Genomic DNA, 26,086 nt, shown 5'->3' with positions numbered 1-26,086 from the left:
CCCCGGCGCGTCAGGTGCCGTCCCGGCAGGAGGACTCGACGGCGGCCAGGCGGCGGCGCAGATGGGCGCGCTCGGGCTCGGTGCCGGCCAGGCCCAGCGCCTCGCGGTAGGCGGCCGCCGCCTGGGGGAACCGGCCGAGCCGCTGCAGCAGGTCGGCGCGGGCCGCCGCGTACGGGTGGTGGTCGCGCAGGCGCTGCTCACCGGCCAGGCCGTCGAGCAGCCTCAGGCCGGCCTCGGGGCCGTCGCGCATCGCCACCGCCACCGCCCGGTTGAGCGCGACGACCGGGGAGGGCGCGAGGGCGAGCAGCACGTCGTAGAGCGCCACGATCTGCGGCCAGTCGGTGGTCGCGACGTCCGCGGCCTCGTCGTGCAGCGCGGCGATCGCGGCCTGCACGCCGTACGGGCCCGGCGGGCCGCCGCTCAGCGCGGCGAGCACCAGCTCACGGCCCTCCTCGATCATGGTGCGGTCCCAGCGGCTCCGGTCCTGGTCCGTCAGGAGCACGAGCCCGCCGTCCGGGGCGGTCCGGGCCTCGCGCCGGGCGTGGACCAGCAGCATCAGCGCGAGCAGCCCGGCGACCTCCCGTTCGGCGGGCATCAGCCGGCGCAGGATCCGCGCCAGCCGGATCGCCTCCTCGGCGAGGTCGAGCCGCTGCAGGTCCGCGCCCGAACTGGCCGCGTACCCCTCGGTGAAGATCGAGTACAGGACCTGGAGCACACCGGGGAGGCGTTCGGGCAGCTCGTCGGCGCCGGGCACGCGGAACGGGATCCGGGCCTGGCGGATCTTCTTCTTGGCCCGCACGATCCGCTGGGCCATCGTCGCGGACGGGACCAGGAAGGCCCGCGCGACCTCGGGCGTCGTCAGCCCGGCCAGGCAGCGCAGCACCAGCGCCGCGCGGTCGTCGGCGGCCAGGGCCGGGTGGGCGCAGGTGAAGAAGAGCTGCAGTCGCTCGTCGGGCAGGCCGCCGTCGGCCTCCGGAGGCGGAACGGGCCCGGCCCGCTCCGCCTCGATCTGCAGGACGGCCAGCCGGGCCGCGTAGGCCTTGTCCCGGCGCAGCCGGTCGACGGCCTTGCGCCGCGCCGTCGTCAGCAGCCAGGCGCCCGGCCTGACCGGCACGCCGTCCACCGGCCAGTGCGCCAGCGCCGCCTCGATCGCCTCGGAGGCGACCTCCTCGGCCAGATCGAGGTCGCCGAAGCGGCGCACGAGGGAGGCCAGCAGCCGGCCGTACTCCTCGCGGAACAGCGCCTCCACCGCCGCGCCCGCTCCGGCTCCCCGGCGGTCGTCCCGCACCGCGTCAGGCCCCGAAGTCGGCGACCGGCCGCACCACGACCGCCCCGCTGCCCCACGAACCGGGGCAGCGGGCGGCCCAGTCCAGCGCGACGTCGAGGTCGGGGACGTCGATGACGTAGAAGCCGCCCAGGACCTCCCGGGTCTCGGCGAACGGCCCGTCGGTGACGGTCCGCTCGCCCGACGGGCCGACCCGGACCGTCGTGGCGGTGACCAGGTCGGCCAGCGACTCGCCCGAGACGTGGATCCCGGCGTCCCGCACCGCCTTGTCGTAGGTCATCCAGTCCTCGACGGTGCACTCGGCGGCCGCGCCGTTCTCGTCGACGGCACCAGCGTGGATGAGCAGCATGTACTTCATGGTGATCTTGTCCCGATCCTGTCGTGATCCCCGTACGGCGGTCGCCGTACATCATGACGACGAACGGGGGACGACCGGATCGACAGCGCCCCGGGATTTCTTTTTCCGGGACGGGGAGGGCCGCCGGAGCGGTCGTCCCGGCCGGGGCCGACGCCGGGGGGCCGCCGGGTGACGGGTCGCACCCGCCCGGCGGGCCCGGCCCCGCCGGAGAGGCGTCCCGCCCCCGTCACCGGGCCAGCGCGCGGCCGATCACGAGGCGCTGCACCTGGTTGGTGCCCTCGACGATCTGCAGGACCTTCGCCTCGCGCATGTACCGCTCGACCGGGAAGTCCTCCACGTAGCCGTAGCCGCCGAGGACCTGGACGGCGTCGGTGGTGACCTTCATGCACATGTCGGTGGCGAACAGCTTGGCCATCGCCGCCTGCGTGCCGTACGGCCGGCCCGCGTCGCGCGCCCGGGCCGCGTCGAGGTAGAGGGCGCGGGCGGCGGCGAGCTGGGTGGCCATGTCGGCCAGCATGAAGGAGACGCCCTGGAAGTCGACGATGCGCGAGCCGAACTGGCGGCGCTCCTTGGCGTAGGCGGCGGCGGCGTCGAAGGCCGCCTGGGCCACCCCGACGGCGCAGGCGGCGATGCCGAGCCTGCCGCCGTCCAGCGCGGCCATCGCGATGCGGAAGCCCTCCCCCTCCGCGCCGAGCAGCGCGCCCGGCTCGAGCCGCACGCCGTCGAAGCGGACCTGCGCGGTCGGCGAGGAGCGCATGCCCATCTTCTTCTCCGGAGCGGCGGACGAGACGCCGGCGGTGGAGGCCGGGACGTGGAAGCAGGAGATCCCGCGCGCCCCGTCGTCGGACGTGCGGGCCATCAGGGTGTAGAAGTCCGCGACCCCGCCGTGGGTGATCCAGGCCTTGACCCCGTCCACGGTGTAGCCGCCGGCGTCCGGCACCGCGCGGGTCGTCAGGGCCGCCGCGTCGGAGCCGGAGTGCGGCTCCGACAGGCAGTAGGCGCCCAGCAGCCCGCCGCCGAGCATGTCCGGCAGCAGCTCGGCCCGCTGCCCGGCGGTGCCGTAGGCCGCCACCGGGAAGCACGAGAGCGTGTGCACCGACAGGCCCAGCCCGACCGCCAGCCAGCCCGCGGCCAGCTCCTCGATCACCTGGAGGTACACCTCGTACGGCTGCGCGGCCCCGCCGTGCTCCTCGGGGTAGGGCAGGCCGAGCAGCCCGGCGCTGCCGAGGACGGTGAACACCTCGCGCGGGAAGCGCCCGGCGGACTCGTCGGCGGAGGCCCGGGGCGCGACCTCCTTGCCGACCAGGTCGCGGACCAGGTCCAGCAGGTCGTGGGCCTCGGGACTGGGAAGGACGCGCTCGACGGACATCTCCGCACACTCCAGATCATGGGCGTGGAACAGTGGAAAAGGGTGGCAGGGATCACCGGCCACCCCGATTCTGGCATCCGCCGGGCCCCGGCGGGTCCCGCCCGGCCCGGGCGGGACCCGGGCCTGGAGTCCGCCCGGCCCGGGCGGACCCGGGCCTACACGACGACCAGCTCGCGGGGGCGGTGGTTGACCCGCTCCCCGCCGTCCTCGGTGCAGATCACGATGTCCTCGATCCGGGCGCCGTGCGTCCCGGGCAGGTAGACGCCCGGCTCGACGGAGAAGGCGAAGCCCGGGGCCAGCGGCTCGGCGTTGCCCGCGACGATGTAGGGCTCCTCGTGGGTCTCCAGGCCGATGCCGTGACCGGTGCGGTGGATGAAGTACTCGCCGTAGCCCTCGGCCGCGATCACCTCGCGGGCCGCGGCGTCGATCGCCTCGCACGGCACGCCGGGCCGTACGGCGGCGCAGGCGGCCTCCTGGGCGCGCTGGAGCACGTCGTAGTAGCGCAGGAAGTCCGCCGGGGGCTCCCCGACCGAGTAGACGCGGGTGGAGTCGGAGCAGTAGCCGCTGGGCATCTGCCCGCCGATGTCGACCACCACCGGCTCGCCGGCCCGGATGACCCGGTCGGACAGCTCGTGGTGCGGGCTCGCGCCGTTGGGCCCGGAGCCGACGATGACGAAGTCGACCGTCTCGTGTCCGGCGGCGATGATCGCCTCGGCGATGTCCCGGCCCACCTCGCGCTCGGTCCGCCCGGCCTTCAGGAAGCCGGGCACCTGCGCGTGGACCGCGTCGATCGCGGCTCCGGCCTCGCGCAGCGCGGCGGCCTCGGCGGCGCTCTTGCGCATCCGCAGGCCCCGCAGGACCGTCCCGGCGAGCACCTGCTCGGCTCCGGGCAGCGCGTCGCGGAAGCGCAGCGACTGCATCGCCCACATCCGGTCGGCCAGGCCGACCCTGGCCGCCGCGCCCAGGCGGGCGCCGACGGCCGCGTAGGGGTCGTCGGTCTCGTCCCAGGCCACGAACTCGATGCCGAGCCGCGCGGCCGGGGAGTGCTCGGCCGCGGGCAGCTCCAGCCGCGGCACCATCAGGAAGGCGTCGCCCTCGGCGGGCAGCACCAGGCAGGTGAGCCGCTCCAGCGGCAGCGCCTGGTAGCCGGTCACGTAGCGCAGGTCGGGGCCGGGGGTGAGCAGCAGGGCGTCGAGCCCGGCGGCGGCGGTCGCCTCCTGCGCGGCGGCCAGGCGGGCGACGGGATAAAGGTCGTAGGACTCCGTTGTCACGCCGACCAATCTAAGGGGTCCTCCTCTCCGTGAGCCGCCCCGGCTCCGGCGGAGGCCGGCGGTCACGGCCGCCGGCCGCGCCGGGCGAGGGGGCACCCGGCGGAGTCCTTGGACCCCGGCGGCGTGCCGTACGGCTCCCGCCGCCGGATCGGCGTCGCCGTCCGGGGCGTTCAGCGGAAGGAGCGGCGGTAGGCGGCCGGGGTGGTGCGCAGGGCGGCGTGGAAGCGGCGGCGGAGGTTGACCGCCGAGGAGAGGCCGACGCGGGTGGCGATGGTCTCGACGGGCAGGTCGGTCTCCTCCAGCAGGGCGCGGGTCGCGGCCAGGCGGCGTTCCAGCAGCCAGCGGGCGGGCGGCACGCCGAGCTGGTCGGTGAACTGGCGGGTCAGGGTGCGGGAGGAGACGCCCGAGTAGGCGGCCATGTCCTCGACGGTGATCTGGTCGGGCAGTCGCGACAGGAGCCATTCGAGCAGGGGGGCCAGGGAGTCCGGCATGGGGCCGGCGGTGGGGAGGGGAGGGTACTGGCGCTGGCAGCCCTCGCGGTGCGGGCCGGCGGCGAGCTGGCGGCCGATGCGCATGGCGTGGGCCGCGCCGTACTCCTGGAGGACCTGGTGGAGGCAGAGGTCGAGGGTGGCGGCCGAGGCCCCCGCGGTGGCGACGTCGCCGTGGTCGACGTAGATGACGGTGTCGTCGGGGATGACGCGCGGGTGGCGGGCGGCGAGCTCGCCGGAGAGCTCCCAGTGGACGGAGGCGCGGCGGCCGTCCAGGAGACCGAGGGCGGCGGGGACGAAGATCCCGGCGCAGACGGCGATGATGCGGGCGCCTCGGGCGTGGGCGCGGGAGACCGCCCGCAGGACGGCGGGTGAGGGGGTGAGGGTCCAGCTCGCGATGACCACGGTGCCGGCGTCGTCGAGGACTTCGAGGCCGCTGTCCACCTGGATGGGGGCACCGATGGTGGTGGGGAGGGAACCGGGGTGTTCGGCGCACAGGCTGAAGCTGTAGTGCTGGGGGATGTCGGGGCCGTGGTAGCCGAAGACGGCCGAGGCGGAGGTGACCGGGTAGAGCTCCTGACCGGGGGCGACCACGGCGACCACGCGATGCGGGTCGGAGGGCGTCGGGGGCGTTTCCGGGCAGTCCAGAGGCATGGCGTAAATGTACTCAATGATGTCATTTGAGACACCAGTGCTCTGATCTGGAAAAATCCAGAATTGGGGCCCATGTGGACGAAGAGCTTCACCCTCTACTTCGGGGCCCGCACGATCTCGCTGCTCGGTGACGCGATGATGCCCGTCGCCTCGGCGCTGGCCGTCGGCGAAGTCTACGGGATCGCGGGCGTCGGCTACGTGCTGGCGCTCTGGACCGCTTCGGCCGTGCTGGTCATGCTGTTCGGCGGGATCGTCGCCGACCGGATCGGCGCCCGGCGCCTGATGATCGGCGCGGATGCGGTCAGGGTCGTCACCCAGGGGGTCGTGGCCGTCGCCTTCCTGGACGGCGCTCCGCCCTACGCCTTGCTGCTGGTGACGGCGTCCGTGTCGGGCATGGCCGCCGGGATGTTCGAACCGGGCGTCAACGGCATGGTCCCCCTGGTCGCCGACGATCCGCAGCGGGCCAACGCGACACTGAAGATCGCCGAGGCGGTCACCCAGCTGGCGGGTCCCGCGCTGGCCGGAGTCCTCATCGTCGCCACCGGGCCGGTCGTCGTCTACACCGTGGACGCCGCGACCTTCCTGGTCAGCGGGGTGTGCCTGCTGCTGGTCCGGGTCGCCGTACCCAGGCCGGAGCCCTCCGACGTGCTGAGCGACCTGCGCAGGGGCTGGGAGGAGTTCAAGGCCAGGAGCTGGATGTGGTCGGTCATCCTGGTCTGGGTGTTCTGGGGTGTTCTGGTGGTCGGGCCGTACGTGCCGCTGTCGTCGCAGATCATCGGGGCCGACTACGGCTGGGTGATGGCGGCGCTCGGCCTCGGTACCGTGCTGGGCGGGCTGGTGGCGATCAGACTCAGGCCGCGCAGGCCGCTGGCGGCCGGGGCGGCGGCGATCAGCGGGTACGCGGCGGTGCCGCTGACGGTCGCGCTCGGGCTGCCGCTGCCGCTGCTGATGGCCGGGCATCTGCTCGGCGGGTGCGCGCTGGCGTTCTGGTCGGTGATGTGGTCGACCAGCGTGCAGACGCAGGTCGCGCCGGACGTGGTCAACCGGGTCAACGCCTATCAGGTGGCCGGGTCGGTCGCGGGCATGGCGGTCGGGCAGGCGCTGGCCGGTCCGGTCACCGCGCTGGTCGAACCGCGCACCTTCATGCTGGGGTCGGCCCTGGTCACGGCCGGGGTGGTGGCGGCGCTGCTGTCGATCAAGCCGGTCCGGCGGCTGGGCCGGGAACCCCGTGAGCCCGGAGGCCTGCCGATCCCGGTCCCGACCGGCCTGCCGACGTAGCCGGTCGTCGTCTGCAGCCGGGCGCGGGCGGCGGACGGCGGAGAACGACGGAGAACGGCATCCTGCGGCTGCTTCTTCACCGCGATTTAACAGCTCTGCGACCGGTCAGCTCCCTTTCCCGTTCGCCGCGATGCGGTGCCATCACATCCCGGTCGGCGAAACACCGGATGGTTGTCACGCCATGGAGGCCATCGACCCGCTATCGTGAATCACGTTCGGTTTGATTAAAGGAGCCCCTCATGGCAAAGCAGATCCAGGAAATCCTCATCGACGACCTCGACGGAGGTGAGGCTACCCAGACGGTCTCCTTCGCAATTGACGGCAGCAGCTATGAAATCGACCTGAGCGATGTCAACGCCAAGAAGCTCCGCGAGAATCTGGCGCCCTTCGTGGCCGGCGCCCGCCGCGATCTGAGCGCTTCTGCACCCAAGCGCAGGCGCGGCGCCACCCGCGCACTCAGCCGGGAGAAGAGCGCCGACATCCGCGCCTGGGCCAAGCAGCAGGGACACACCGTCAGCGAGCGGGGCCGCATCGCCCGCGAGATCGTGGAGAAGTACGAGGCCGCGCACTGACCCACCGCGGGAAAGGCCGGTGCCGGCTCCGTTTCCCCGCGAGAGGAGGCGAGCACCGCACGAAGGCCTTCCCTGGCGTTCTCACCGCAATGCGGGAGATGGCGCCAGGAGTTGCGCGGCTTCGACCGAACCGTGCCCGTCGGCGCTTGCCGACGGGCACCGGCGCGCACCGTCAGGGAAAAGGCGGAGCGAACACGCCTGCGCGCCTCCGCCCGGCGCACCACCGCTCGGGTGCGGCGCTCCACCCGTGAGAGCCGATCTCCCGGCCGGGTAATCAAGCGTCTCCCCGCCTGACGGCGGAGAGCCTCGCACCGCTGCCGGGCGAGTCCGCTTTCAACAGCGGTTCAACACGGGAGCGGCGGTACTCCTCAGCCGCCGCCAGAAACGCGTCGTTGGCTTTCCGCTCGCCGATCGTCACCCGTACACCGTCACCGGGGAAGATCCGGACGTTGACATCATGTGCGGCGCAGGTTTCGGCGAAACCGGCAAAACCGGCGAACTCCTCCCCCGACCCCAGCCAGAGGAAGTTCGTCTCACTCGGGGGGACCCGCCGACCGGCGCCGAGTAGCGCGCTCCGGACGCGATCCCGCTCCCTTACGGTCCGTTCGACCCGGGCGGCCGGCTCGTGAGGGGAACCGGGCCGTGCGGCTCAGTTCAGCCGGAACCGTCCGACCAGCTCGCGCAGTTCATCGGCGGTGCGGGCCACCTCGCCGCTGGCCTGCTCGGCCTGTCGGGCGCCCTGCAGGGACTGGTCCCCGGCGGCGGCCACCTCGCCGATGTCGTGGGCGATCCGGTCGGAGCCCGCGGCTGCGTCGGTGATCCCGCGGCTCATCTCCTGGGTGGTGGCGGTCTGCTCCTCCACCGCGCTGGCGATCGTCGTCTGGTACTCGTTGATCCTGGCGATCACCTCGCTGATCTTCGCGATGACCTCGACCGCGCCCTCGGTGTCGCGCTGGATCGCCGCGACCCGGGTGTTGATGTCGTCGGTGGCCTTGGCCGTCTCCTGCGCGAGTTCCTTGACCTCGCCGGCGACCACGGCGAAGCCCTTGCCCATCTCGCCGGCGCGGGCGGCCTCGATGGTGGCGTTCAGGGCGAGCAGGTTCGTCTGCTCGGCGATCGAGGTGATCAGCTTCAGCACCTGCCCGATCTGGGCCGACGACTCGCCCAGCGTGGCGATCGTCCGGGTGGCCCGCTCCGCCTCGCTCACCGCAGAGGAGGCGATCCGCGCCGCCTCGCTGGTGCTCTGGGCGATCTCCCGGATCGACTGCCCCATCTCCTCCGAACCGGCCGCCACCGTCTGCACATGCCGGGAGACCTCCTCCGACTGCGCGGAGGCGGCGCGGGTGCGGACGGTGGTGTCGTCCACCGCACCGGCGATGCCGCTCGCCACGGTGCTCAGCTCCGCCGACGCACCGGCCAGCGTGGCCGCGCTGCCCGAGATCTGGCGCATCGACGCGCTCAGCGCCTCGATCGCCTGGTCCAGCCCGGCGGCCATCCTGCCGAGCTCGTCGGTGCTGTCCACCTCGGAACGGGCGGTCAGGTCACCGGCGGCCAGAGCCGCGACGGCCCGGCCCACCCGGCCGATCGGCCGGGTGATCGACTTCACCAGCGGGACCGACAACCCCACCAGTAGCGCCGCGGTGAGCAGGGCGACGACGACCGACAGCGTGCGGGTGGAGCCGACCATGTCGTGCAGCTCGGTCTGGGCCTGCGCGGTGCGCGGGCCGAGCTCCTCCTTCAGTTCGTCCAGCGGCGTGTCGATGAGGTCGTTCTGCGCGTGGATCTTCTCTATCCCGCCCTGCATGGAGGCCGGGTCGCGCCGGCCCGCGGTGACGAACTCGGTCATGAACCGGTTCATCGGCTCGACGTTGCGGCGCACCTCCTCGAACTTCGCCTCCAGGTCGGCGGGTAGCTCCAGCGCGTCGAAGGCGGCCACGGCCTTGTTGAGGCTGTCGATGTCGCCGGGCACCTCCTCGTCGACCAGCTGGTCGATGTCGCTGCCGGCGAGCGCGAGGTATCCGCCGACCTTCAGCTCGACCGCGCGGGTGTCCAGGTGGTTGAGGGCCGCGGTGGCGGCCTCCAGGTTGGCGACCAGCTCGGACTGGTCGCTGAGCCGGCTCTGGCTCACCGCGCCGATGCCGGCCACGGTGCCCAGGCTGAGCACGCCGACGGCGACGATGAGACCCAGTCGCTTCGCCACCCCCAGGTCGGAAAGTTTCATCACGGATGTCTCCTCATCCTTGCAACGTGGTACGGCGTCTCATCGGCAGGCGGATGCGGGGACTGAGAGAAGCTGAACGCGGTTCTGAACGCCGGAGGGCGGCACGCGATGCCTGGCGGTCTCACGGGCTCACCCCGCTTGACCTTGACACGGTGACAGGGGCTTCACTGTCGCCTGTCGCCGAGGAGGCGGTCCCGATGCCGTGCCGGAACAGGACGTGGCGGCGGCCGCTCCTGCTCCGCGCTCCCCCGCCGGTGGGCCGGACGGATCCGGCCACGCGGGGTCCGTTCCAGATCTCGACGCGCTCGACGCGCGACCGGAGGTGCAGTCGCCATGACCGTGATCTACAAGTCCGAGGCCGGCGAACGCGAGCTTCGCGACCGCTACCGGCAGGTGCTGGAGACCTGGCCGGTTCCCGCCGAGCACGTACGGGTGCCGACCCGCGAGGGCGAGACCTTCGTCCTGGCCTCCGGCCCGCAGGACGCGCCGCCCCTGGTGCTGCTGCACGGCTCGGGCGCGAACACGTCGATGTGGCGGGGGGACGTCGCCACCTGGTCCCGGCGTTTCCGCACGTACGCCGTCGACCTCGTCGGCGAGCCGGGCCTGAGCGCGCCCTCGCGCCCCGCCCTGGACTCCGACGTCGTGGCCCTCTGGCTGGACGACGTACTGGAAGGGCTCGGGATCGCCGACGCCGCGTTCGTCGGCACGTCCCTCGGCGGCTGGACGGCCCTCGACTACGCCATCCGCCGCCCGGGACGAGTGACCCGCCTGGCCCTGATGTGCCCCGGCGGCGTGGGGCGGCAGAAGGTCGGCTGGATCTTCAAGGCACTGCTGGCCCGCCCGTTCCGGCGCGGCGGACTGCGCGAGTCGGCGATGGCCGTCGCAGGACTGGACCCGGAGAGGGACCGGCAGGCACTCGACGCCGTCGTCCTGACGTTCACGCACTTCAACCCGCGCAGGGAGAGGCTCCCGGTCTTCCCCGACGACGCGTTGCGCGGCCTCACCATGCCCGTGCTCGTCATCGTCGGCGGCCGTGACGCCATGTTCGACTCCCACCGGACCGCGCGGCGCGTCCGTGAGTGCGTCCCGCACTCGACCGTGAACCTGCTCCCCGAGGTCGGGCACGCCGTCTTCGGCCAGGCCGAGCCGATCGCCGAATTCCTCACGGGCCGGGGGGCCGCCCCCCGGCGAGAGCCTGGGGGAAGCGGCCTTCGGCGTCCTTGACATGAACCGTTCCGGTGAGGGGTTCCCCGTCCGGGCGGATGCGCGGGTCCGGCGGTGCGCGACCCTCCGAATCCGCTACGGGCGGGATTCCACGGAAACGTACGGCGACAGCGCGCGGAGGAAGTCGGCGGCGTCGAAGATCTCGCCGGCGGAGGCGACGCCGACGGTCCTGGTACGTCCGGTCAGGATCCGGTCGACCGCTTCCACGACGAGCGGGGCGGTGACGGCGTAGATGTCCCGGCCGCTCGCCACGGCGCGCCGTTCGCCGCCGCGGGAGCGCACGACGACGTCGACGAGGAAGGTCTGGTCCGATCGCCCGTGCTCGTCGGCCGGAGCCGGGGCCGGCGTGTCCGGGGCCGACAGGTCCCGGGCGGCCTCGACCGTCATGTAGGTGCGCACCTCGGGGATGGGCAGGTGGCTGGGAACGGTGACGACGTCGGCCATCGTGAACTCCCCGATGACGGTCCGGGGACCGATCGGGTCGGGGAAGGGCCACTCCAGGATCGGCGGGTCGTCCTGGCGGTACTCCAGCCGGCCGTTCGTGTAAACGACGCGCCGGCCGTCCCGCCGCTGCCGGGAGACCGCGCCGGCGGCGCGCGTCCCGGCGGTGGGGTGCCAGCTGCTCAGCCCGTAGGCGACGTGCGCCTCGTCGGCCGCGCTCCAGTCGCCCATGGCGACGGTGGTCAGCAGGTCGCCGAGGCCGCCGTAGAACGCCATCGCAGGGACGATCACCGCTCCCGCGGCGCGGGCGCGGTCGGCGAAGTGCGTGAAGGTGTCGGCGTTGGCCTCGATCTCGGCCGCCACGTCCACATACGGGATCCCGGCGCGCAGCGCCGCCTCGATCAAGGGGGCGGCCGTCGTGGCGAAGGGCCCGGCGCAGTTGACCACAGCCGCCGCACCGGCCAGTGCGCGGTCGAGCGAGGCCGGGTCGTCGACCGACGCCGTGCGGGTCTCCAGCCCGGGTGCGGACGCCGCCAGCGCCTCCAGCTTGCCGGCGTCGCGGCCGGAGGCCACCGGGACGAACCCGCGCTCCCGCAACTCCGCCACCACGAACCGCCCGGTGTGCCCGTACGCGCCGAACACCGCCACCGTCTGCCCCGATCCCATGGGTCCTCCTGTGCTCAAGTGATTCATTGTGATCATTCTGTCAGGGGCCGGCACCTCGCTATGAGCGTCTGGAACGCCATCATGCGTACAATTCCGGACGTGGACACCGTCGCGCTGGCCGCCACCGGCGGCATGCTGCACTTCGAGCTTTCCCTGGCGTACGAGGTCTTCGCCGCCGCCCCGGACGGCGTGACGGTCCCCTGGTACGACGTCACCGTCTGCGGGCCGGGCGCCGTACGCGTCGGCCGGTTCCGGCTGGAGCCCGACCACGGCCTCGACCGGCTCCCCCTCGCCCGCACCGTGATCGTCCCCGGATGGGCCGACGTCGACGTGGACCCGCCCGCCGAGCTGGTCGACGCGGTGCGCGCGGCCCACGAGGCGGGCGCACGCGTGGCCTCCCTCTGCACGGGCGCGTTCGTGCTGGCCGCCGCCGGCCTGCTGGACGGAAGGCGCGCGACCACGCACTGGGCGCACGCCCGCGACCTGGCCGCCCGCTACCCCGCGGTGGACGTGGACCCGGACGTCCTCTACGTGGACGACGGCAGCGTGCTCACCTCCGCCGGCAAAGCCGCGGCCATGGACCTGTGCCTGCACCTGGTCCGCCTCGACCACGGCTCCTCGGTCGCGAACACGGTCGCCCGCCGCCTCGTCGTGCCGCCGCACCGGGACGGCGGCCAGGCCCAGTTCGTCACCACCCCGGTGCCCGCCCCGGACAACCACCCGCTCGCGGACCTGCTCCCCTGGGTGGCCGAACGGCTGGACCGGCCGCTGACCGTGGAGGACATGGCCCGCCAGGCGAACATGAGCTCGCGCAACCTGGGCCGCCACTTCAGGTCGGTGACCGGCACCACCCCGCTGCGATGGCTGCTGACCCAGCGGATCCGCCGTGCCCAGGAACTGCTGGAGACCACCGACGACGGCGTCGGGACCATCGCGGCGGCCACCGGCATGGGCACCGCCACGACACTGCGCCGGCAGTTCAGCCGCACGGTCGGCGTGCCTCCGGACACCTACCGCCGCACCTTCCGCTCACGGGCCCGCCTCGCCCGGACGGCGGCGGGCGGCGGCGCCGGCATCCCGCCCGGCTCTCCGGGATGACGGTCCGGCCGGGCGGCGGCGCTCCCGATGCCCGGCGAGGAGCGCCGCTCCGGCAGACCGGCCGCACCCCGGCGCGTCATCGGCGCTACCGTGTCGCTGGTCCCCTACCCCGCGCCGTGGAGTCGTCATGTTGCTGCTACTCGACACCCCGTCCCTCTACTACCGCGCCTTCTACGGGGTTCCGGAGTCGGTGACCGCCCCGGACGGCACACCCGTCAACGCGGTCCGCGGCCTCCTCGACATGATCGCCACGCTGGTCCGGGAGCACTCCCCCGGCGGGCTGGCCGCCTGCATGGACGCCGACTGGCGGCCCGCCTTCCGGGTGGCGGCCATCCCGTCCTACAAGGCCCACCGCCTCGCCGCCGACGGCGGGGAGGAGACCCCGGAGGCCCTCGTCCCGCAGATCACCGTGATCGAGCGGGTGCTCGACGCGGCGGGCATCGCCCGGATCGGGGTGGCCGGTTACGAGGCCGACGACGTCATCGGCACGTTCACCGCCCGCTCCGCGGGCCCGGTCGACATCGTCACCGGCGATCGGGACCTGTTCCAGCTGGTGGATGATGCGCGCCCGGTCCGCGTCCTTTACACAGTAAGGGGAATCAAGAACATCCAGCCCGTCGACGAGGCCGCCGTCACCGGCAGATACGGCATCCCCGGCCGCTCCTACGCCGACTTCGCCGTCCTGCGCGGCGACCCCAGCGACGGCCTGCCGGGCGTCCCCGGCATCGGCGACAAGACCGCCGCCGCACTGATCACCCGGTTCGGCTCGCTCGCCGCGCTGCTCCAGGCCGCCGACGCGAACGATTCCGCTCTGACCAGGGCCCAGCACACCAGGCTCGCCGCCGCCCGCGACTACCTGGCCGTCGCCCCGGCGGTGGTCCGGGTGGCCCCCGACGCGCCGGTCCCGGAAACGGACCTGGCCCTGCCCGCCGCGCCCCGCGACCCGGAGGCCCTCGCCTCCCTCGGCGAGCGGTACGGCCTGGCGAGCCCGCTCAAGCGTCTGGCGGCCGCCCTGGACTGGGAAACCTGATCAGGATCGGGACGTCACCGAGCGCCCGCCTGGCCTCGGCGGCCGCGGCCCGGCGAGGACCTTCATCCCCCGGGTCGTACCGCTGGTCAGCACGTAGACCGGCTTGCTCCCGCCGGAGCGCGGCCCCGGCGTGAACGGCAGTGTCCAGTACTGGGTGGTACGGCCGGTCGGGCGGTCGTAGATGTCATTGAGCGGGGTCCGCTCATCGAACAGGTAGCTGCACAGCAGCGCCACCATCCCTGGCGAGCCCCGTCGTTTCGGCGCACGTCGACAATGAGCGCGTCGGTGGGGGCCACCAGGTTCATCGCAGCGACCGCGGCAGGCCCGGCGATCTCCGGTGAGACCATCTCCCGGGTATCGAGGTGGCCGACGTTGCCGTCGAGCCGCTCGACGCGCGCGAAGCCGTACCCGCCGAGCCGGGCCTCCGCACGGTAGAGGTCGGCGTCGAAGCACTCGGCGGCCTCCTGCCCGGGAATCGCGTCGGGACTGTGGCGCACGCCCAGGTGCTTGTCTCCGTTGACCGACCGCAGGTCCTCGGTGACCGCTTCGGCGAAGTCCTCGTCGTCCAGCCCGGTGTGGCGGCCCCGGGCCAGGCGCTCGCGGAGCACGTCCGCGATTTCCCCGGCGACGTCGGGGAAGACGTAGTACTCCTGCAGCTGGTCGCAGAGGATGTCGACAAGGAGGGATCGATCCACATTGATCATGACTCACGACTTTAAATCGGGTTCACGACTGATGACCAGACGGTCACCGCGCCGGGTGGAGTGTCCGGTACGGCCCGCACGGCGGGGAGCGGTAGGTTGATCGCCGTGCCGTACAGGAGCATCCGGGTGCCGGGCGAGTGCCACCCGCGCCTCGAGGAGGGTTTCGAGCGGATCCGCCGGGAGCTGAAGCTGCCGGAGGAGTTCCCGCGCGCCGTGATCGACGAGGCGGAGTGGGTCGCCGAGGTGCCCCGGCTGCCCGCGCTCGACCGGACCGATCTGCCGCTCATCACGATCGACCCGCCCGGCGCGACGGACCTGGACCAGGCCCTGCACCTGGAGGAGCGTCCCGGCGGCTACCGCGTCTGGTACGCCATCGCCGACGTGGGGGCGTTCGTCCGGCCGGGCGGGAGGATCGACGCCGAGGCCCGGCTCCGGGGGGAGACCGTCTACCTGCCCGACGGGCGGATCCCGCTCCATCCGCCGGTGCTGTCGGAGGGCGCCGCGAGCCTGCTGCCCGGCGCGGTCCGTCCGGCCGCGCTGTGGTGCCTGGACCTGGACGCCGACGGACAGGTCGTGGGCGCCGACGTCACCCGGGCCCGGGTGCGCAGCCGCGAGCGGCTCGACTACGACTACGTCCAGGCGGCGGTCGACACCGGCACCGCCGACGGCACGCTGCGCCTGCTGGCCGAGATCGGCAGGCTCCGCCTGGCGCTGGAGCGGGCCAGGGACGGCGTCACGCTGCCCGTCCCGGAGCAGGAGGTGGTCGCCGGCGCGGACGGCTGCTACCGGGTGGAGCTGCGCGCCCCGCTGGACGCCGAGGCGTGGAACGCGCAGATCTCCCTGATGACCGGCATGGCCGCCGCCACGATGATGCTGGACGCCGAGATCGGCCTGCTGCGGGTGCTGCCGCCCGCCCCGGCCTCCGCGGTCGCCCGGGTACGGCGGGCGGCCGCGGCGCTGAACGTGCCGTGGCCCGAGGACGCCTCCTACGGCGACGTCGTGCACTCCCTCGACCCGCGGATCCCGCAGCAGGCCGCGTTCCTGGAGGAGTCGACGGTGCTGCTGCGCGGCGCCGGCTACGTGGCCTTCAACGGAGAGCCGCCGGAGGAGGCGGTCCACGCCGCGGTGGCGGCGCCGTACGCCCACGTGACCGCTCCCCTGCGCCGCCTCGTCGACCGCTACGCCACCGAGATCTGCCTGGCCGTCGCGGCGGGCGAGCCGGTGCCCGAGGAGGTCCAGCGGGCCCTGCCCGAGCTGCCGGACGTCATGCGGGCCACCGGGCGGCGCGCGGGCGCGGCGGAGCGCGAGTGCGTGAACCTGGTGGAGGCGTTCGTTCTCCGCGAGCGGGTCGGCCAGACGTTCGACGCCGTGGTGATCGGCACCGACGAGGACGGCTCGGGCGGCGAGGTCCAGGTCGTCGACCCCCCGGTGGTGGCCCGCTGCGACGGCGAGCGTCTCCCGCTGGGCGAGCCGGTCCGGGTGCGGCTGACACGCGCCGACCCGGCCACCCGGGAGGTCCGCTTCAGTCTCGCCTGATGCGGTGCCGTCCGGTGCGTCGCTGGAGGATGCCGGCGCCGGCCTGACCACTCTCGCCCAGGTCGCCGGGCTGACCGAGGCCGAACTGCTGGCGATGCACGGGGTCGGCCCGAAGGCCGTCCGCATCCTCCGCGAGGCGCTCGGCGCGATCGGACGCACCTTCGGCTGACACAAGGCGCCGGCCGCCCGACTCCCCCGGACGATCTCCTCGGCGGAAGGACGACCGAGGCCGCGCCCGGGGTACGGGCGCGACCTCGGGGCCGCGGGAGCGGCGTTGCGGACTCGGTTACCTCTTCAGGCTCCAGCCCGCACCGACGCCCATCAGGTGCAGCGCGACGCACAGGAGTCCGGCGGTGCCGAGCGTGGTGACGGTGACGACGCTGCCGACGGCGACACCGGCGATCTCGAAGATGAGGGCGAGCAGGAACAGCAGTGCGGCGGCGAGGGCGAACATCCCTACCTCCTGGGGGGCGGGCCAACAGGTTCCTCCATGGAGATCTCCGGTGGGATCGTCCCGAAAACGGACCCTGGGGTTACGTTCCGCGCACCGGCCGTCACAAGGTATTGACCGGGCGGTCAGCCAACCGGCGGGTGGACGCCGATCGGCCCGCGCAAGGCGGACGGAGTGACCGAAGGCCTGCGGGCGTCCCTCGGACTCGGACGCCGGTCCACCGGCGCGAGCCGGGCGCCCGCCTGCGGACGGGCGTCCTTCGAACGGGGACGCCGGTCAGCCGACGGAGGAGTACGCCACCACGCCTCGCCGGAGCGCGTCCATCGCCTTGCCCGCGCTCTTCCTGACCTTGCCGTCCCGGGGCGCCGCGTCGGAGATCTGACCGAGCAGGTCCAGCAGCTGCTTGGTCCAGCGCACGAAGTCACCGGCGGCCAGCTCCGAGCCGTTGATCCCGTCGCCGAGCACGGCGTCCAGGGTGTGCCCCTTGGCCCAGCGGAAGGCCGCCCAGGCGAAGCCGAAGTCGGGCTCGCGGATGAACGCCAGGCCGTGGTCGCTCTCGATCGCCTCCAGGTCCCCCCAGAGCCGGATCATCTCCGCCATCGCCTGCTGCGCGCCGCCCGCGGGGATGCGGGGCTGGCGGGCCTCGTCGGCCTGCCGGGACTCGAACACCAGCGACGACACGCACGCGGCCAGCTCGGCCGGGTCGAGGTCGTCCCAGATCCCGGCCCGCAGGCACTCGGAGGTGAGCAGGTCCAGCTCGGTGTAGAGCTGGGCCAGGCGGCGGCCCTCGGCGGTGACGTCCTCCCCGTCGAGATAGCCGAGCCGGTCGAGCACCCCGCAGACCCGGTCGAAGGTGCGGGCGATGACGTGCGAGCGGCCCTCGACCCGGCGGCGCAGCCCCTCGGTCTCGCGCAGCAGCTTGTGGTAGCGCTCGGCCCAGCGGGCGTGGTCCTCCCGCTCGTCGCAGCCGTGGCAGGGGTGCTGCCGGATCTCCCGCCGCAGGCGGAGGATCTCCTCGTCCTCACCGGCGTGGTCGCGGGCCCGGTCGGGCTTGCCCAGGTCGAGGTGGCCGATCTTGGCGTGCATGGAGGAGACGAGGTTGGCGCGCTCCTTCGGGGAGCGGGCGTTGAAGTTCTTCGGGATGCGCAGGTGCTCGACCGGCTCCACCGGGACCGGGAAGTCGGCCGCCGACAACTTCTTGACCTGCTTGCCGATGGTCAGCACCAGCGGGGACGGCCCCTCGCCCCGGGAGTTGAGGCCCGGGTCCAGCACGACGGCCAGGCCCGCGCGGCGACCGCCCGGCACCCGGATGATGTCGCCGGGCCGCAGCGCCTCCAGCGAGCGCACCGCCTGCAGGCGGCGGGCGGCGCCGCGCTGGCGCGACAGCTCCGACTCGCGGTCCGACAGCGCCCTGCGCATCGCGGCGTACTCGGTGAAGTCGCCCAGGTGGCAGGTCATCGCCTCGCGGTAGCCCGCCAGCGCCTCCTCGTGGCGGCGCAGCTGCTTGGCGATGCCGACCACCGCGCGGTCGGCCTGGAACTGCGCGAAGGAGGACTCCAGCAGCGACCGGGCGCGCTCCCGGCCGACCTGGCCGACGAGGTTGACCGCCATGTTGTAGGAGGGGCGGAAGCTGGAGCGCAGCGGGTAGGTGCGGGTGCTGGCCAGCCCGGCGACGTGCAGCGGGTCCGTGCCCGGCTGCCAGTGGACCACCGCGTGGCCCTCCACGTCGATGCCGCGCCGCCCGGCCCGCCCGGTCAGCTGGGTGTACTCGCCCGGGGTGAGGTCGGCGTGGGTCTCGCCGTTCCACTTGTCGAGCTTCTCGATCACCACGGAGCGGGCGGGCATGTTGATGCCCAGCGCGAGGGTCTCGGTGGCGAACACCGCCTTGACCAGGTTGCGGGTGAACAGCTCCTCCACGACCTCCTTGAAGGTGGGGAGCATGCCCGCGTGGTGGGCGGCCAGGCCGCGCTCCAGGCAGTCGCGCCACTCCAGGAAGCCGAGCACGGCCAGGTCCTCGTCGGGCAGGTGCGCGGTGCGCTCGTCGACGATCTGCCGGATCTCGTGGCGCTCGGCGTCGGTGGTGAGCCGGAGCCCGGCGAACACGCACTGCTGGACCGCGGCGTCGCAGCCGGCCCGGGAGAAGATGAAGGTGATCGCGGGCAGCAGGCCCTCGGCGTCGAGCCGTTCGATGGCCTCCGCCCGGTTGGGCGGTCCCGGCCTGCGCGGGCGGGAGTAGCCGCGGCGGCCCCTGCCGAACGCCTGGCGCTCCTCGTCGCGGGACAGGCGCAGCAGGTCGGGGTTGACCAGCGGCCGCCCGCCGTTCTCCTCGGTGACGAACAGGTCGTAGATGCGGTGGCCGACGAGCATGTGCTGCCAGAGCGGGACCGGGCGGTGCTCGTCGACGATGACGGAGGTGTCGCCGCGGACGGTGCCCATCCACTCGCCGAACTCCTCGGCGTTGCTGACCGTGGCCGACAGGGCGACCAGCCGCACCGACTCGGGCAGGTGGATGATCACCTCTTCCCAGACGGCGCCGCGGAACCGGTCGGCCAGGTAGTGCACCTCGTCCATGACCACGAAGCCGAGCCCGGTCAGGGTGCCCGAACCGGCGTAGAGCATGTTGCGCAGCACCTCGGTCGTCATGATGACGATCGGGGCCTCGCCGTTGACGCTGTTGTCGCCGGTGAGCAGGCCGACCTTGGCGGCGCCGTACCGCTTGACCAGGTCGTTGTACTTCTGGTTGGACAGGGCCTTGATGGGGGTGGTGTAGAAGCACTTGCGGCCCTGCGCCAGGGCCAGGTGGACGGCGAACTCCCCCACCACGGTCTTGCCCGATCCGGTGGGGGCGGCCACGAGGACTCCGTCGCCCGCCTCCAGCGCGCGGCAGGCGTCCAGCTGGAACTCGTCCAGCTCGAAGTCGTACAGACCGCGGAACGAGGTCAGGGCCGGTCCGCTCTCGGTCTGGCTCTGACGGAAGGCGGCGTAGCGTTCCGCAGGGGTCGTCATAATCTTCAGCCTACCGATATCGCCATTCCGGTCCGCCCTCCGCCGGATACGGCCCGCGGTCCGCCCGCCGGTCCCGCCCCGGCACCGGCCGTACCCGCCCTGCCGCGCCGGCTGGACTCATGGTGCCGGCCGCGCCCGCCCTACGGCACCAGCACGCGCAGCGCGCCCGGGACGGCCTCGCAGACGAGGGGGACCGGGCCGATCCGCTCGCCGTCGGCGTAGGCGACCACTCCGGAGGCCTCCAGCGCCACCCGGCGGGCCCGCCTGATCGTGACGGCGGGATGGTCGATGTGGGTGCCCCGGTAGACGCTGGGGAAGGCGCGCAGGAACCGGCCCTTGGGCACGGCGCCGAGGATCGTCACGTCCAGCAGGCCGTCGTCGGGGAGCGCGCCCGGGCAGACCTTCATCCCGGCGCCGTAGGAGCGGGTGTTGCCGACCGCCACCAGCATGGCCTCGACCTCGACGACCTCGCCGTCCAGGTCGATCCTGAACGGGATGGGGGCGAAGTCGCGCAGTTCCTCCACCAGCGCGACGAGGTACTTGGCCATGCCGGGCGGCCAGGTGAGCCGGTTGGCCCGCTCGTTGACCCGGGAGTCGAAGCCGCAGCAGAGCACCCCGGCGAACCACTCGTCCTCGCCGATCCGGACGGCGTCGACCGTGCGGACCCGGCCGCCGAGCACGATGTCGGCGGCGGCGAGCGCGTCCCTGGCCGGCAGGCCCAGAGCGGTGGCGATGTCGTTGCCGGTCCCGGCGGGGATGATGCCCAGCGGCACGTCGGTCCCGGCCACCGCCTGGACGGCGAGGTGGACCAGGCCGTCCCCGCCGAAGGCCACCAGCGCGTCCGGGCCCTCGGCCACGGCGGTGCACGCGCGCTCCAGCGCGTCCTCGGCGGAGTCGCCGAGGATCACCGAGACCTCCGCGCCGGTCCGCCGGAGGCGGTCCAGGACGGGCGCGAGCAGGCCGCGCGAGCGGCCGCCGCGGGCGGCGGGATTGACGAGTACGGCGATCTCTCCGGGCACGAACCGGAACTTATCGCCTATTTGGCGGAATCAGTATCGGTCGTTCTCGAATCGAGAGCAGAATCGTCGTCCCCGAGCGGGGCGGCCCGCTCGACCGGGGAGTCGTCGGCGGCGAGCGGCGACGCCTCGTCGTCGGACAGGTGCGAGAAGTCGTCCCCGCCCGCGGCCCTGCGCTCCCGCAGGAACATGACCCCCTCGGCGAGGGCGAACAGGATCACCATCGGCAGCGCCAGCGCGATCATCGTGAACGGGTCGCCACCCGGGGTGGCGATCGCCCCGAAGACGAACATCAGGAAGATGACCATGCGGCGGTGCTTGGCCACCGTGGCCCGCGGCAGCACGCCGATGACGTTGAGGAAGACCATCAGCAGCGGCAGCTCGAAGGAGACGCCGAAGACGATGAGGAGTACCAGGGCGTACCCGAGGTACTCGTCGAGGGTGATGGTCGGGATCGCGTTCTCCGGCGCGAAGCCGAGCAGGATGGCCAGGCCGGTGTCCATCACGAAGTAGGCCAGGGCCGCGCCTGCGAGGAAGAGCGGGACCGCCATCCCCAGGAAGGCCAGCGAGTAGCGCTTCTCGTTGCGGTACAGGCCGGGCGTCACGAAGGCCCAGATCTGGTAGAGCCAGATCGGGGAGGTGACGACCAGCCCGAACATCGCGGCGACCTTGAGGTTCACGAAGAAGGACTCGAAGACGCCGAGGACGAGGAAGGTGCACTCCCCGCGCAGCTGATGCGACTGCTGGAGGCTGCAGTAGGGCGCGGAGACGAAGTTCCAGACGGGGTCGAAGAAGACGAACCCGAGGATGATGCCGGCGACCAGCCCCAGCAGCGCGACGATCAGCCGGTTGCGCAGCTCGCGCAGGTGCTCCATGAGCGGCATGCGCCCGTCGGCCGCCTCCTCGGACGACACGGACCCGTTACGGCCCGGCTTGGGCCACTTCAGCAGTGCCATTCGCGAATCCCGGTCCGAGGAGTGAGGTGTTCAGGAAGGAGGACGGCGTGCAGCCTACTGCTGCTTGGGAGCCCCCGACTGGGCGCGCAGCCGGGCCGCCTGCTCCTCCAGGGCGCGGGCCTGCTCCTCGGCCGTCGGCGCGGCGGCCGGAGCCGGCGTGGCGATCTGCTGCGGGGCCGGGGCGACGGGCTGCGCCGGCACGACCGTGGCGGTCGCCTCGGTGGTCTCGTCGTCCTCGCGGAGCTTGGAGGTCTCCGCCTTGAAGATGCGGAGCGACCGGCCGAGCCCGCGAGCGGCCTCGGGCAGCTTCTTGGCGCCGAAGAGCAGCACCAGGATGACCCCGATGATGATCAGTTCAGGGGCTCCGAGATTGGGCATGACACATCCTTAAGCCGAGCGACGTGCAGTCTCTGTGCCGATCGTACGCTGCCCGGGGCGCAGACTCATCCCTCCGCGCTCCGGTCCTTGTCCGGCCGTCCGGCCGAGGGGTCCCGGACGCCCTCCAGCCGCCGCCGCGTCCGGTCCACCTCCCGGCCCAGCTCACGGGTGGCGAACAGCACGCGGGCCCCCATCAGGCCCAGGACCGCCACTCCTGCGAAGCCCAGTCCGACCGCGGCGAGGATCCAGCTCATGTCACCGGATCCTAACCGCGTGTCCGCCGTACGTCCGCCACCGGTTCAGCGGACCGACTCCCGACCGCCTGCCCGCCGTACGTCCGCCGCCTGTCCGCCACCGGTTCAGCGGACCGACTCCCGACCGCCTGCCCGCCGTACGTCCGCCGCCTGTCCGCCACCGGTTCAGCGGACCGACTCGTAGCGCGCCAGCGCCGCCGTGGCCGCGGCCCGCACGCTCTCGGCCAGCGAGGCCGGGGAGACGACCCGGCCGGTGCCGCCCAGGCGCAGCGCCAGCCGGAGCAGCCAGCTCTGGTCGCGGGCCCGCAGCGCCACCCGCAGGCGGCCCTCGCCGAGCTCCTCGACCCGCTCGCACGGGTAGTACTCGGCCACCCAGCGGCCCGCGGCGGTCAGCTCCAGCTCCACCAGCTCGTCGGTGGGCGAGGGGCGGAACACCCCGGGCGTCACCTCGTCGGGCACCGCGTCGGCGGGCGGGTCGGCGGCCACGTCCAGCAGGTCCACGTCGAGCATGCGGTCCAGCCGGAACAGGCGCACCGCCTCGGCCCGGTAGCACCAGCCCGACAGGTAGGAGCGGCCGTCCACCACGACCAGCCGCATCGGGTCGACCTCGCGCGGGGTGATCTCGTCGCGGCCCGGCACGTAGTAGCGGAGAGAGAGCCGCCTGCGGCGGCGCAGCGCCTCGTTGACGGCCGGCAGCGCGTCGGGCGTGGCGTCCACCTCGACGGCGACCTGGCTGCTGACCGCGGCGGCGCCCTCCCCCGCGGCCTGCTCGAACTTGGCGATGACCCGGGCCAGCGCGTCGCGCTCGCCGAACTCCGGCATCTCGGCGAGCATGCGCAGCGCCACCAGCAGCGCGCTGGCCTCGTCCACGCCCAGGCGGAGCGGGCGGGCGATGGTCTCGGCGTTGTCGATGACGATCTCACCGCCGTCCCAGGAGACGTCGATCAGGTCGCCGGGGGTGTGGCCGGGCAGCCCGCACATCCACACCAGCTGCAGGTCGTCGATGAGCTGTTTCTCGGTCAGCCCGAAGACCTTCGCGACCTCGGGCACCTCCGCCCCGGGGTGGGACATCAGGTAGGGCACGAGGGCCAGCAGCCTCGGCAACCGGTCGGCCGTCCCGCTCACTGGTGCACCATCCTCTCGTCGGTGATCGGAAGAGCGCCGGCGCACCCGGGGCGCCGCCGGGTCGCCTCTCCCCGCTCGCCGTACGGGCGGCCCGCGGGGGCCGCCCCGCTCACCGTGCCCGCCGTACCGGGTCCGGTCCTGACGATCATGCCAGTGCTCCCTTCAGGCGGCAGATGACGGCCTCGCGGGCGTCGGGCGGCCCGACCACCTCGGCGTCGGCCGCGAACCCGGCGACCCAGCCGGCCAGCCGCTCGGGGTCGGTGAAGTGGACCTCCAGCTCGTCCCAGCCCTCACCGGCGGGCCGTACGGCCTTCGCCACCTGGCGCAGGCCCTGGCAGGCGCCCTCGCGGGCCCGAATGACCGCGGTGCGCGGGGTCAGGGGCCCGTCGTCGCGGTAGCCCACCATCGACTTGAGGTCGACGCCCTCGGGGACCGTCACGGTGCCGGGGCGGCCGGCCGGGACCACCGGCCCGGTGATCCGGCTGAGCCGGAAGACCCGGGGGGCGTCGCGGTCGCGGTCGTGGCCTGCGACGTACCACCGGCCGCGGCGGCTGACCACGCCCCACGGCTCGACGGTCCGGGTCAGCACGCTCTCCCCGGCCGCGACGCGGTAGGGGAAGCGGACCGGGCGCCGGTCGCGCACGGCCTCCCACAGCGCCGGGAAGGCCGGGTCGCGGGTGTCGACCCGCAGCTCCAGCGCGCCGCCGAGCATGCCGCCGGTCTCGTCGGTCTCCACTCCCCCGGCGCGCAGCTTCAGCAGCGCCCCGCTGGCCGCCTCGGCCAGGCTGGCCCGCTGCCACACCCGGGCCGCCAGGCCCACGACGGCGGCCTCGTCGGGCTCCAGGGTGATCTCGGGCAGCTCGTAGGCCTGCCGGACGATCCGGTAGCCCGGATCCTCCTCCCAGGGGTCCTTCTGGACCTCGATCGGGATGCCGATCTCGCGCAGTTCGTTCTTGTCGCGCTCGAACATCCGCTGGAAGGCCTCGTCGTTGGCCGAGTCGTAGCCGGGCACGGCCTGGCGGATGTGCTCGGCGCTCAGCGGCCGCCGCGTGGCGAGCAGGCAGATCACGAGGTTCAGCAGCCGCTCGGTCTTCCGGCGTGACATCCGGCCTCCCTCCCTGTTCAAATGACGCTACCCTTCCCCGCGTGATCAGATGGCGCAGGGGCGAGGTCGTACGGATCCGGCGCGAATGGCCGGGGGCGGTGGAGCTGGACGTCGCCACCGAGGAGGGCCAGGCGCGTGCGCTCGCCTATCCCGCCCTCGTGGGACGCCCCGAGCCCGGCGACGCGGTGCTGCTCAACACGACCGCGCTCGCGATGGGTCTCGGTACGGGAGGTTACGCCATGGTGGTGGCGCTTCCCGACCGTTTACCGGAAGATCCACACGGACCGGGACATCTGGTGAAGGCACGCTACACCCCGTTGCAGGCCACCGTGCTCGGCGCCGACGAGCAGGACTCCCCGCACCACGAGGTCCTGCGCGAGGCCGACTCGCTGGACGGGATGCCGGTGGTCGTCGCCGACCTGCACTCGGCCCTCCCGGCGGTCCTGTGCGGCCTGTACGGCTCCCGCCCCGGCGTCCGGGTCGCCTACGTGATGCTCGACGGGGGCGCGCTGCCCGCCTGGTTCTCCATGTCGTGCGCGCGGCTGAGGGAGATCGGCTGGCTGTGCGGGACGGTGACCACGGGCCAGTCCTTCGGCGGGGACGTGGAGGCGGTGACGGTGCACACCGGCCTGCTGGCGGCCCGGCACGTCCTGTCGGCGGACGTCGCGGTCGTCACCCAGGGGCCGGGCAACCTGGGGAGCGGCACCCGGTGGGGCTTCTCCGGCGTCTCGGCCGGGGAGGCGGTCAACGCCGCCGCGGTCCTGTCGGGCCGCCCGGTCGCGGCGCTGCGGGTCAGCGAGGGCGACCTCCGCGAGCGGCACCTCGGGCTGTCGCACCACTCTCTGACCGCCTACGGCCGGGTCGCCCTGGCCCCCGCCCGGGTGGCGGTGCCCGAGCTGCCGGGCGACTTCGGCGCCCGGGTGGCCGAGCAGGCCCGGCCGCTGGGCGAGCGGCACGAGCTGGTCCCCGTGCCCGTGGACGGGCTGCACGACGCGCTGAAGGCCTCTCCGGTGCGGCTGTCCACCATGGGGCGGGGGCTGGAGGAGGACCTGTCCTACTTCCTGGCCTCGGCCGCCGCGGGCAGGCTGGCGGCCTCGCTGCTGCCGTAGGAGCCCGCGCCGTCGCCCCCGCCCCCGGGGACGTCCCCGGCGTCGCGGAAGTCCCTGAACGTGAAGGCCCGTGGGCCGGGGCCCTCGCGCCTGAGCAGCTCCAGCCGCTCCATCCCCTCCGCCAGCGAGGGGATGTGCCCTTCGGGGATCCACCACATCACCGAGTACGGCTCCGCCATGCTCAGGAACCACTCCCGGCGCCGCTGCAGCACCGGCAGGTGGGCGCTGCGGTAGACGAAGTTCCACAGCGCCTCGCGCGACTCCCAGACGGAGAAGTTGATCACCAGGTCGTCGCCGTAGTCGTGCTGGACCGTGGCCTGGGGGTCGTCCTCGCTCTCCTTGAGCCGCCAGACGAAGCCGGGGGACTCGTCGGAGACCTTGTTGACCGGTTCGAGGAGTGCGACGAACCCGGCGATCTCGGGCGAGTCCAGGGGCGCACGGAGGCGGGCGACGTTCAACTGTGCCAGATGCATGGCCTCAGCAGACCATCC

Annotated in this window: 26 protein-coding genes; 8 read left to right on the top strand and 18 right to left on the bottom strand. The window is 73.4% G+C overall.

From position 1 onward, the window contains the following. Window positions 1-10 precede the first annotated feature (10 nt). The 5 genes from IEZ06_RS09625 to IEZ06_RS09605 form a co-directional block, all read right to left on the bottom strand. A complete protein-coding gene (locus tag IEZ06_RS09625; RefSeq protein WP_189236327.1) occupies window positions 11-1,288 on the bottom strand; it encodes an RNA polymerase sigma factor in 1,278 nt (425 codons plus the stop codon). 4 nt (window positions 1,289-1,292) lie between these two features. Further along, the gene (locus IEZ06_RS09620; protein ID WP_229797906.1) at window positions 1,293-1,634 is read right to left on the bottom strand and encodes a YciI family protein; all 342 of its coding nucleotides are present in this window, start codon (window positions 1,632-1,634) and stop codon (window positions 1,293-1,295) included. Window positions 1,635-1,869: 235 nt separating this feature from the next. Beyond that, window positions 1,870-3,012: an acyl-CoA dehydrogenase family protein gene (locus IEZ06_RS09615; protein WP_189236325.1), complete on the bottom strand. Its 1,143-nt coding sequence runs from the start codon at window positions 3,010-3,012 to the stop codon at window positions 1,870-1,872. Window positions 3,013-3,167: 155 nt separating this feature from the next. Then, window positions 3,168-4,283: a M24 family metallopeptidase gene (locus IEZ06_RS09610; RefSeq protein ID WP_189236324.1), complete on the bottom strand. Its 1,116-nt coding sequence runs from the start codon at window positions 4,281-4,283 to the stop codon at window positions 3,168-3,170. A 170-nt stretch (window positions 4,284-4,453) separates the two neighbouring features. Then, window positions 4,454-5,425 (bottom strand): GlxA family transcriptional regulator, encoded by a 972-nt coding sequence (locus IEZ06_RS09605; RefSeq protein ID WP_189236323.1) that lies wholly within the window; start codon window positions 5,423-5,425, stop codon window positions 4,454-4,456. Window positions 5,426-5,497: 72 nt separating this feature from the next. Between IEZ06_RS09605 and IEZ06_RS09600 the strand changes: the two genes are divergently transcribed. Next, entirely contained in the window at window positions 5,498-6,703 is a 1,206-nt protein-coding gene (locus IEZ06_RS09600) for an MFS transporter (RefSeq protein WP_189236322.1), read from the top strand. Between the two features lie 239 nt (window positions 6,704-6,942). Further along, a complete protein-coding gene (locus IEZ06_RS09595; RefSeq protein ID WP_189236321.1) occupies window positions 6,943-7,275 on the top strand; it encodes a histone-like nucleoid-structuring protein Lsr2 in 333 nt (110 codons plus the stop codon). Window positions 7,276-7,924: 649 nt separating this feature from the next. Here the strand turns inward: IEZ06_RS09595 and IEZ06_RS09590 are convergent. Continuing rightward, window positions 7,925-9,496 (bottom strand): methyl-accepting chemotaxis protein, encoded by a 1,572-nt coding sequence (locus IEZ06_RS09590; RefSeq protein WP_203871856.1) that lies wholly within the window; start codon window positions 9,494-9,496, stop codon window positions 7,925-7,927. A 333-nt stretch (window positions 9,497-9,829) separates the two neighbouring features. On the opposite strand from IEZ06_RS09590, the gene IEZ06_RS09585 reads away from it, so the two are divergent. Beyond that, entirely contained in the window at window positions 9,830-10,720 is an 891-nt protein-coding gene (locus IEZ06_RS09585) for an alpha/beta fold hydrolase (RefSeq protein ID WP_189236319.1), read from the top strand. Window positions 10,721-10,795: 75 nt separating this feature from the next. Here the strand turns inward: IEZ06_RS09585 and IEZ06_RS09580 are convergent, their stop codons facing one another. Next, window positions 10,796-11,827, bottom strand: coding sequence for a saccharopine dehydrogenase family protein (locus tag IEZ06_RS09580; protein WP_189236318.1), 1,032 nt, complete (start codon window positions 11,825-11,827; stop codon window positions 10,796-10,798). A 99-nt stretch (window positions 11,828-11,926) separates the two neighbouring features. On the opposite strand from IEZ06_RS09580, the gene IEZ06_RS09575 reads away from it, so the two are divergent. Together IEZ06_RS09575 and IEZ06_RS09570 are read left to right on the top strand one after the other, a co-directional pair. Continuing rightward, window positions 11,927-12,925 (top strand): helix-turn-helix domain-containing protein, encoded by a 999-nt coding sequence (locus IEZ06_RS09575; RefSeq protein WP_229797905.1) that lies wholly within the window; start codon window positions 11,927-11,929, stop codon window positions 12,923-12,925. A gap of 127 nt (window positions 12,926-13,052) precedes the next feature. Beyond that, window positions 13,053-13,955 (top strand): 5'-3' exonuclease, encoded by a 903-nt coding sequence (locus IEZ06_RS09570; RefSeq protein ID WP_189236316.1) that lies wholly within the window; start codon window positions 13,053-13,055, stop codon window positions 13,953-13,955. Between the two features lie 86 nt (window positions 13,956-14,041). Here IEZ06_RS09570 and IEZ06_RS09565 read toward each other — a convergent pair whose 3' ends face one another. Then, a complete protein-coding gene (locus tag IEZ06_RS09565; protein ID WP_189236315.1) occupies window positions 14,042-14,659 on the bottom strand; it encodes a S41 family peptidase in 618 nt (205 codons plus the stop codon). Window positions 14,660-14,764: 105 nt separating this feature from the next. Between IEZ06_RS09565 and IEZ06_RS09560 the strand changes: the two genes are divergently transcribed. Both IEZ06_RS09560 and IEZ06_RS09555 read left to right on the top strand, forming a co-directional pair. Next, on the top strand, window positions 14,765-16,195 hold the full coding sequence (locus tag IEZ06_RS09560; RefSeq protein WP_189236314.1) for an RNB domain-containing ribonuclease: 1,431 nt from the start codon (window positions 14,765-14,767) through the stop codon (window positions 16,193-16,195). Window positions 16,196-16,199: 4 nt separating this feature from the next. Continuing rightward, on the top strand, window positions 16,200-16,364 hold the full coding sequence (locus IEZ06_RS09555; protein WP_189236360.1) for a helix-hairpin-helix domain-containing protein: 165 nt from the start codon (window positions 16,200-16,202) through the stop codon (window positions 16,362-16,364). Window positions 16,365-16,481: 117 nt separating this feature from the next. Here IEZ06_RS09555 and IEZ06_RS09550 read toward each other — a convergent pair whose 3' ends face one another. The 9 genes from IEZ06_RS09550 to IEZ06_RS09510 all read right to left on the bottom strand — a co-directional run bounded on the left by IEZ06_RS09550 (window position 16,482) and on the right by IEZ06_RS09510 (window position 24,486). Further along, on the bottom strand, window positions 16,482-16,649 hold the full coding sequence (locus IEZ06_RS09550) for a hypothetical protein (protein ID WP_189236313.1): 168 nt from the start codon (window positions 16,647-16,649) through the stop codon (window positions 16,482-16,484). Window positions 16,650-16,922: 273 nt separating this feature from the next. Further along, a complete protein-coding gene (locus IEZ06_RS09545) occupies window positions 16,923-19,652 on the bottom strand; it encodes a DEAD/DEAH box helicase (RefSeq protein ID WP_189236312.1) in 2,730 nt (909 codons plus the stop codon). Window positions 19,653-19,792: 140 nt separating this feature from the next. Then, window positions 19,793-20,671: a diacylglycerol kinase gene (locus tag IEZ06_RS09540; RefSeq protein ID WP_189236311.1), complete on the bottom strand. Its 879-nt coding sequence runs from the start codon at window positions 20,669-20,671 to the stop codon at window positions 19,793-19,795. A gap of 17 nt (window positions 20,672-20,688) precedes the next feature. Then, window positions 20,689-21,624, bottom strand: a complete 936-nt coding sequence (gene tatC, locus IEZ06_RS09535; protein WP_189236310.1) for a twin-arginine translocase subunit TatC — start codon at window positions 21,622-21,624, stop codon at window positions 20,689-20,691. A 54-nt stretch (window positions 21,625-21,678) separates the two neighbouring features. Continuing rightward, complete coding sequence (gene tatA, locus IEZ06_RS09530; protein ID WP_189236309.1) at window positions 21,679-22,002, bottom strand: Sec-independent protein translocase subunit TatA; 324 nt, start codon at window positions 22,000-22,002, stop codon at window positions 21,679-21,681. 65 nt (window positions 22,003-22,067) lie between these two features. Further along, a complete protein-coding gene (locus tag IEZ06_RS09525) occupies window positions 22,068-22,256 on the bottom strand; it encodes a hypothetical protein (protein ID WP_189236308.1) in 189 nt (62 codons plus the stop codon). A gap of 165 nt (window positions 22,257-22,421) precedes the next feature. After that, window positions 22,422-23,381 carry a helix-turn-helix transcriptional regulator gene (locus IEZ06_RS09520; protein ID WP_189236307.1) on the bottom strand — a complete coding sequence of 320 codons (960 nt, stop codon included), beginning with the start codon at window positions 23,379-23,381 and terminating at the stop codon, window positions 22,422-22,424. Then, window positions 23,378-23,530: a hypothetical protein gene (locus IEZ06_RS09515; RefSeq protein ID WP_189236306.1), complete on the bottom strand. Its 153-nt coding sequence runs from the start codon at window positions 23,528-23,530 to the stop codon at window positions 23,378-23,380. The genes IEZ06_RS09520 and IEZ06_RS09515 overlap by 4 nt, the downstream gene beginning before the upstream one ends. Next, on the bottom strand, window positions 23,527-24,486 hold the full coding sequence (locus IEZ06_RS09510; protein ID WP_189236305.1) for a helix-turn-helix transcriptional regulator: 960 nt from the start codon (window positions 24,484-24,486) through the stop codon (window positions 23,527-23,529). The genes IEZ06_RS09515 and IEZ06_RS09510 overlap by 4 nt, the downstream gene beginning before the upstream one ends. A 41-nt stretch (window positions 24,487-24,527) precedes the next feature. Between IEZ06_RS09510 and IEZ06_RS09505 the strand changes: the two genes are divergently transcribed. Beyond that, window positions 24,528-25,595 (top strand): DUF3866 family protein, encoded by a 1,068-nt coding sequence (locus IEZ06_RS09505; RefSeq protein ID WP_189236304.1) that lies wholly within the window; start codon window positions 24,528-24,530, stop codon window positions 25,593-25,595. On the opposite strand, the gene IEZ06_RS09500 is transcribed toward IEZ06_RS09505, so the two are convergent. Beyond that, a complete protein-coding gene (locus tag IEZ06_RS09500; RefSeq protein WP_189236303.1) occupies window positions 25,541-26,068 on the bottom strand; it encodes a DUF3291 domain-containing protein in 528 nt (175 codons plus the stop codon). The two genes, IEZ06_RS09505 and IEZ06_RS09500, sit on opposite strands and share 55 nt — an antisense overlap. Window positions 26,069-26,086 lie beyond the last annotated feature (18 nt).

This window comes from Planomonospora antibiotica (assembly GCF_014647955.1).
GTDB classification, from domain to species: Bacteria; Actinomycetota; Actinomycetes; order Streptosporangiales; family Streptosporangiaceae; genus Planomonospora; species Planomonospora parontospora.
The sequence above is the reverse complement of the archived record's forward strand: the minus strand, read 5'-3'. Positions and strand labels throughout refer to the sequence as shown.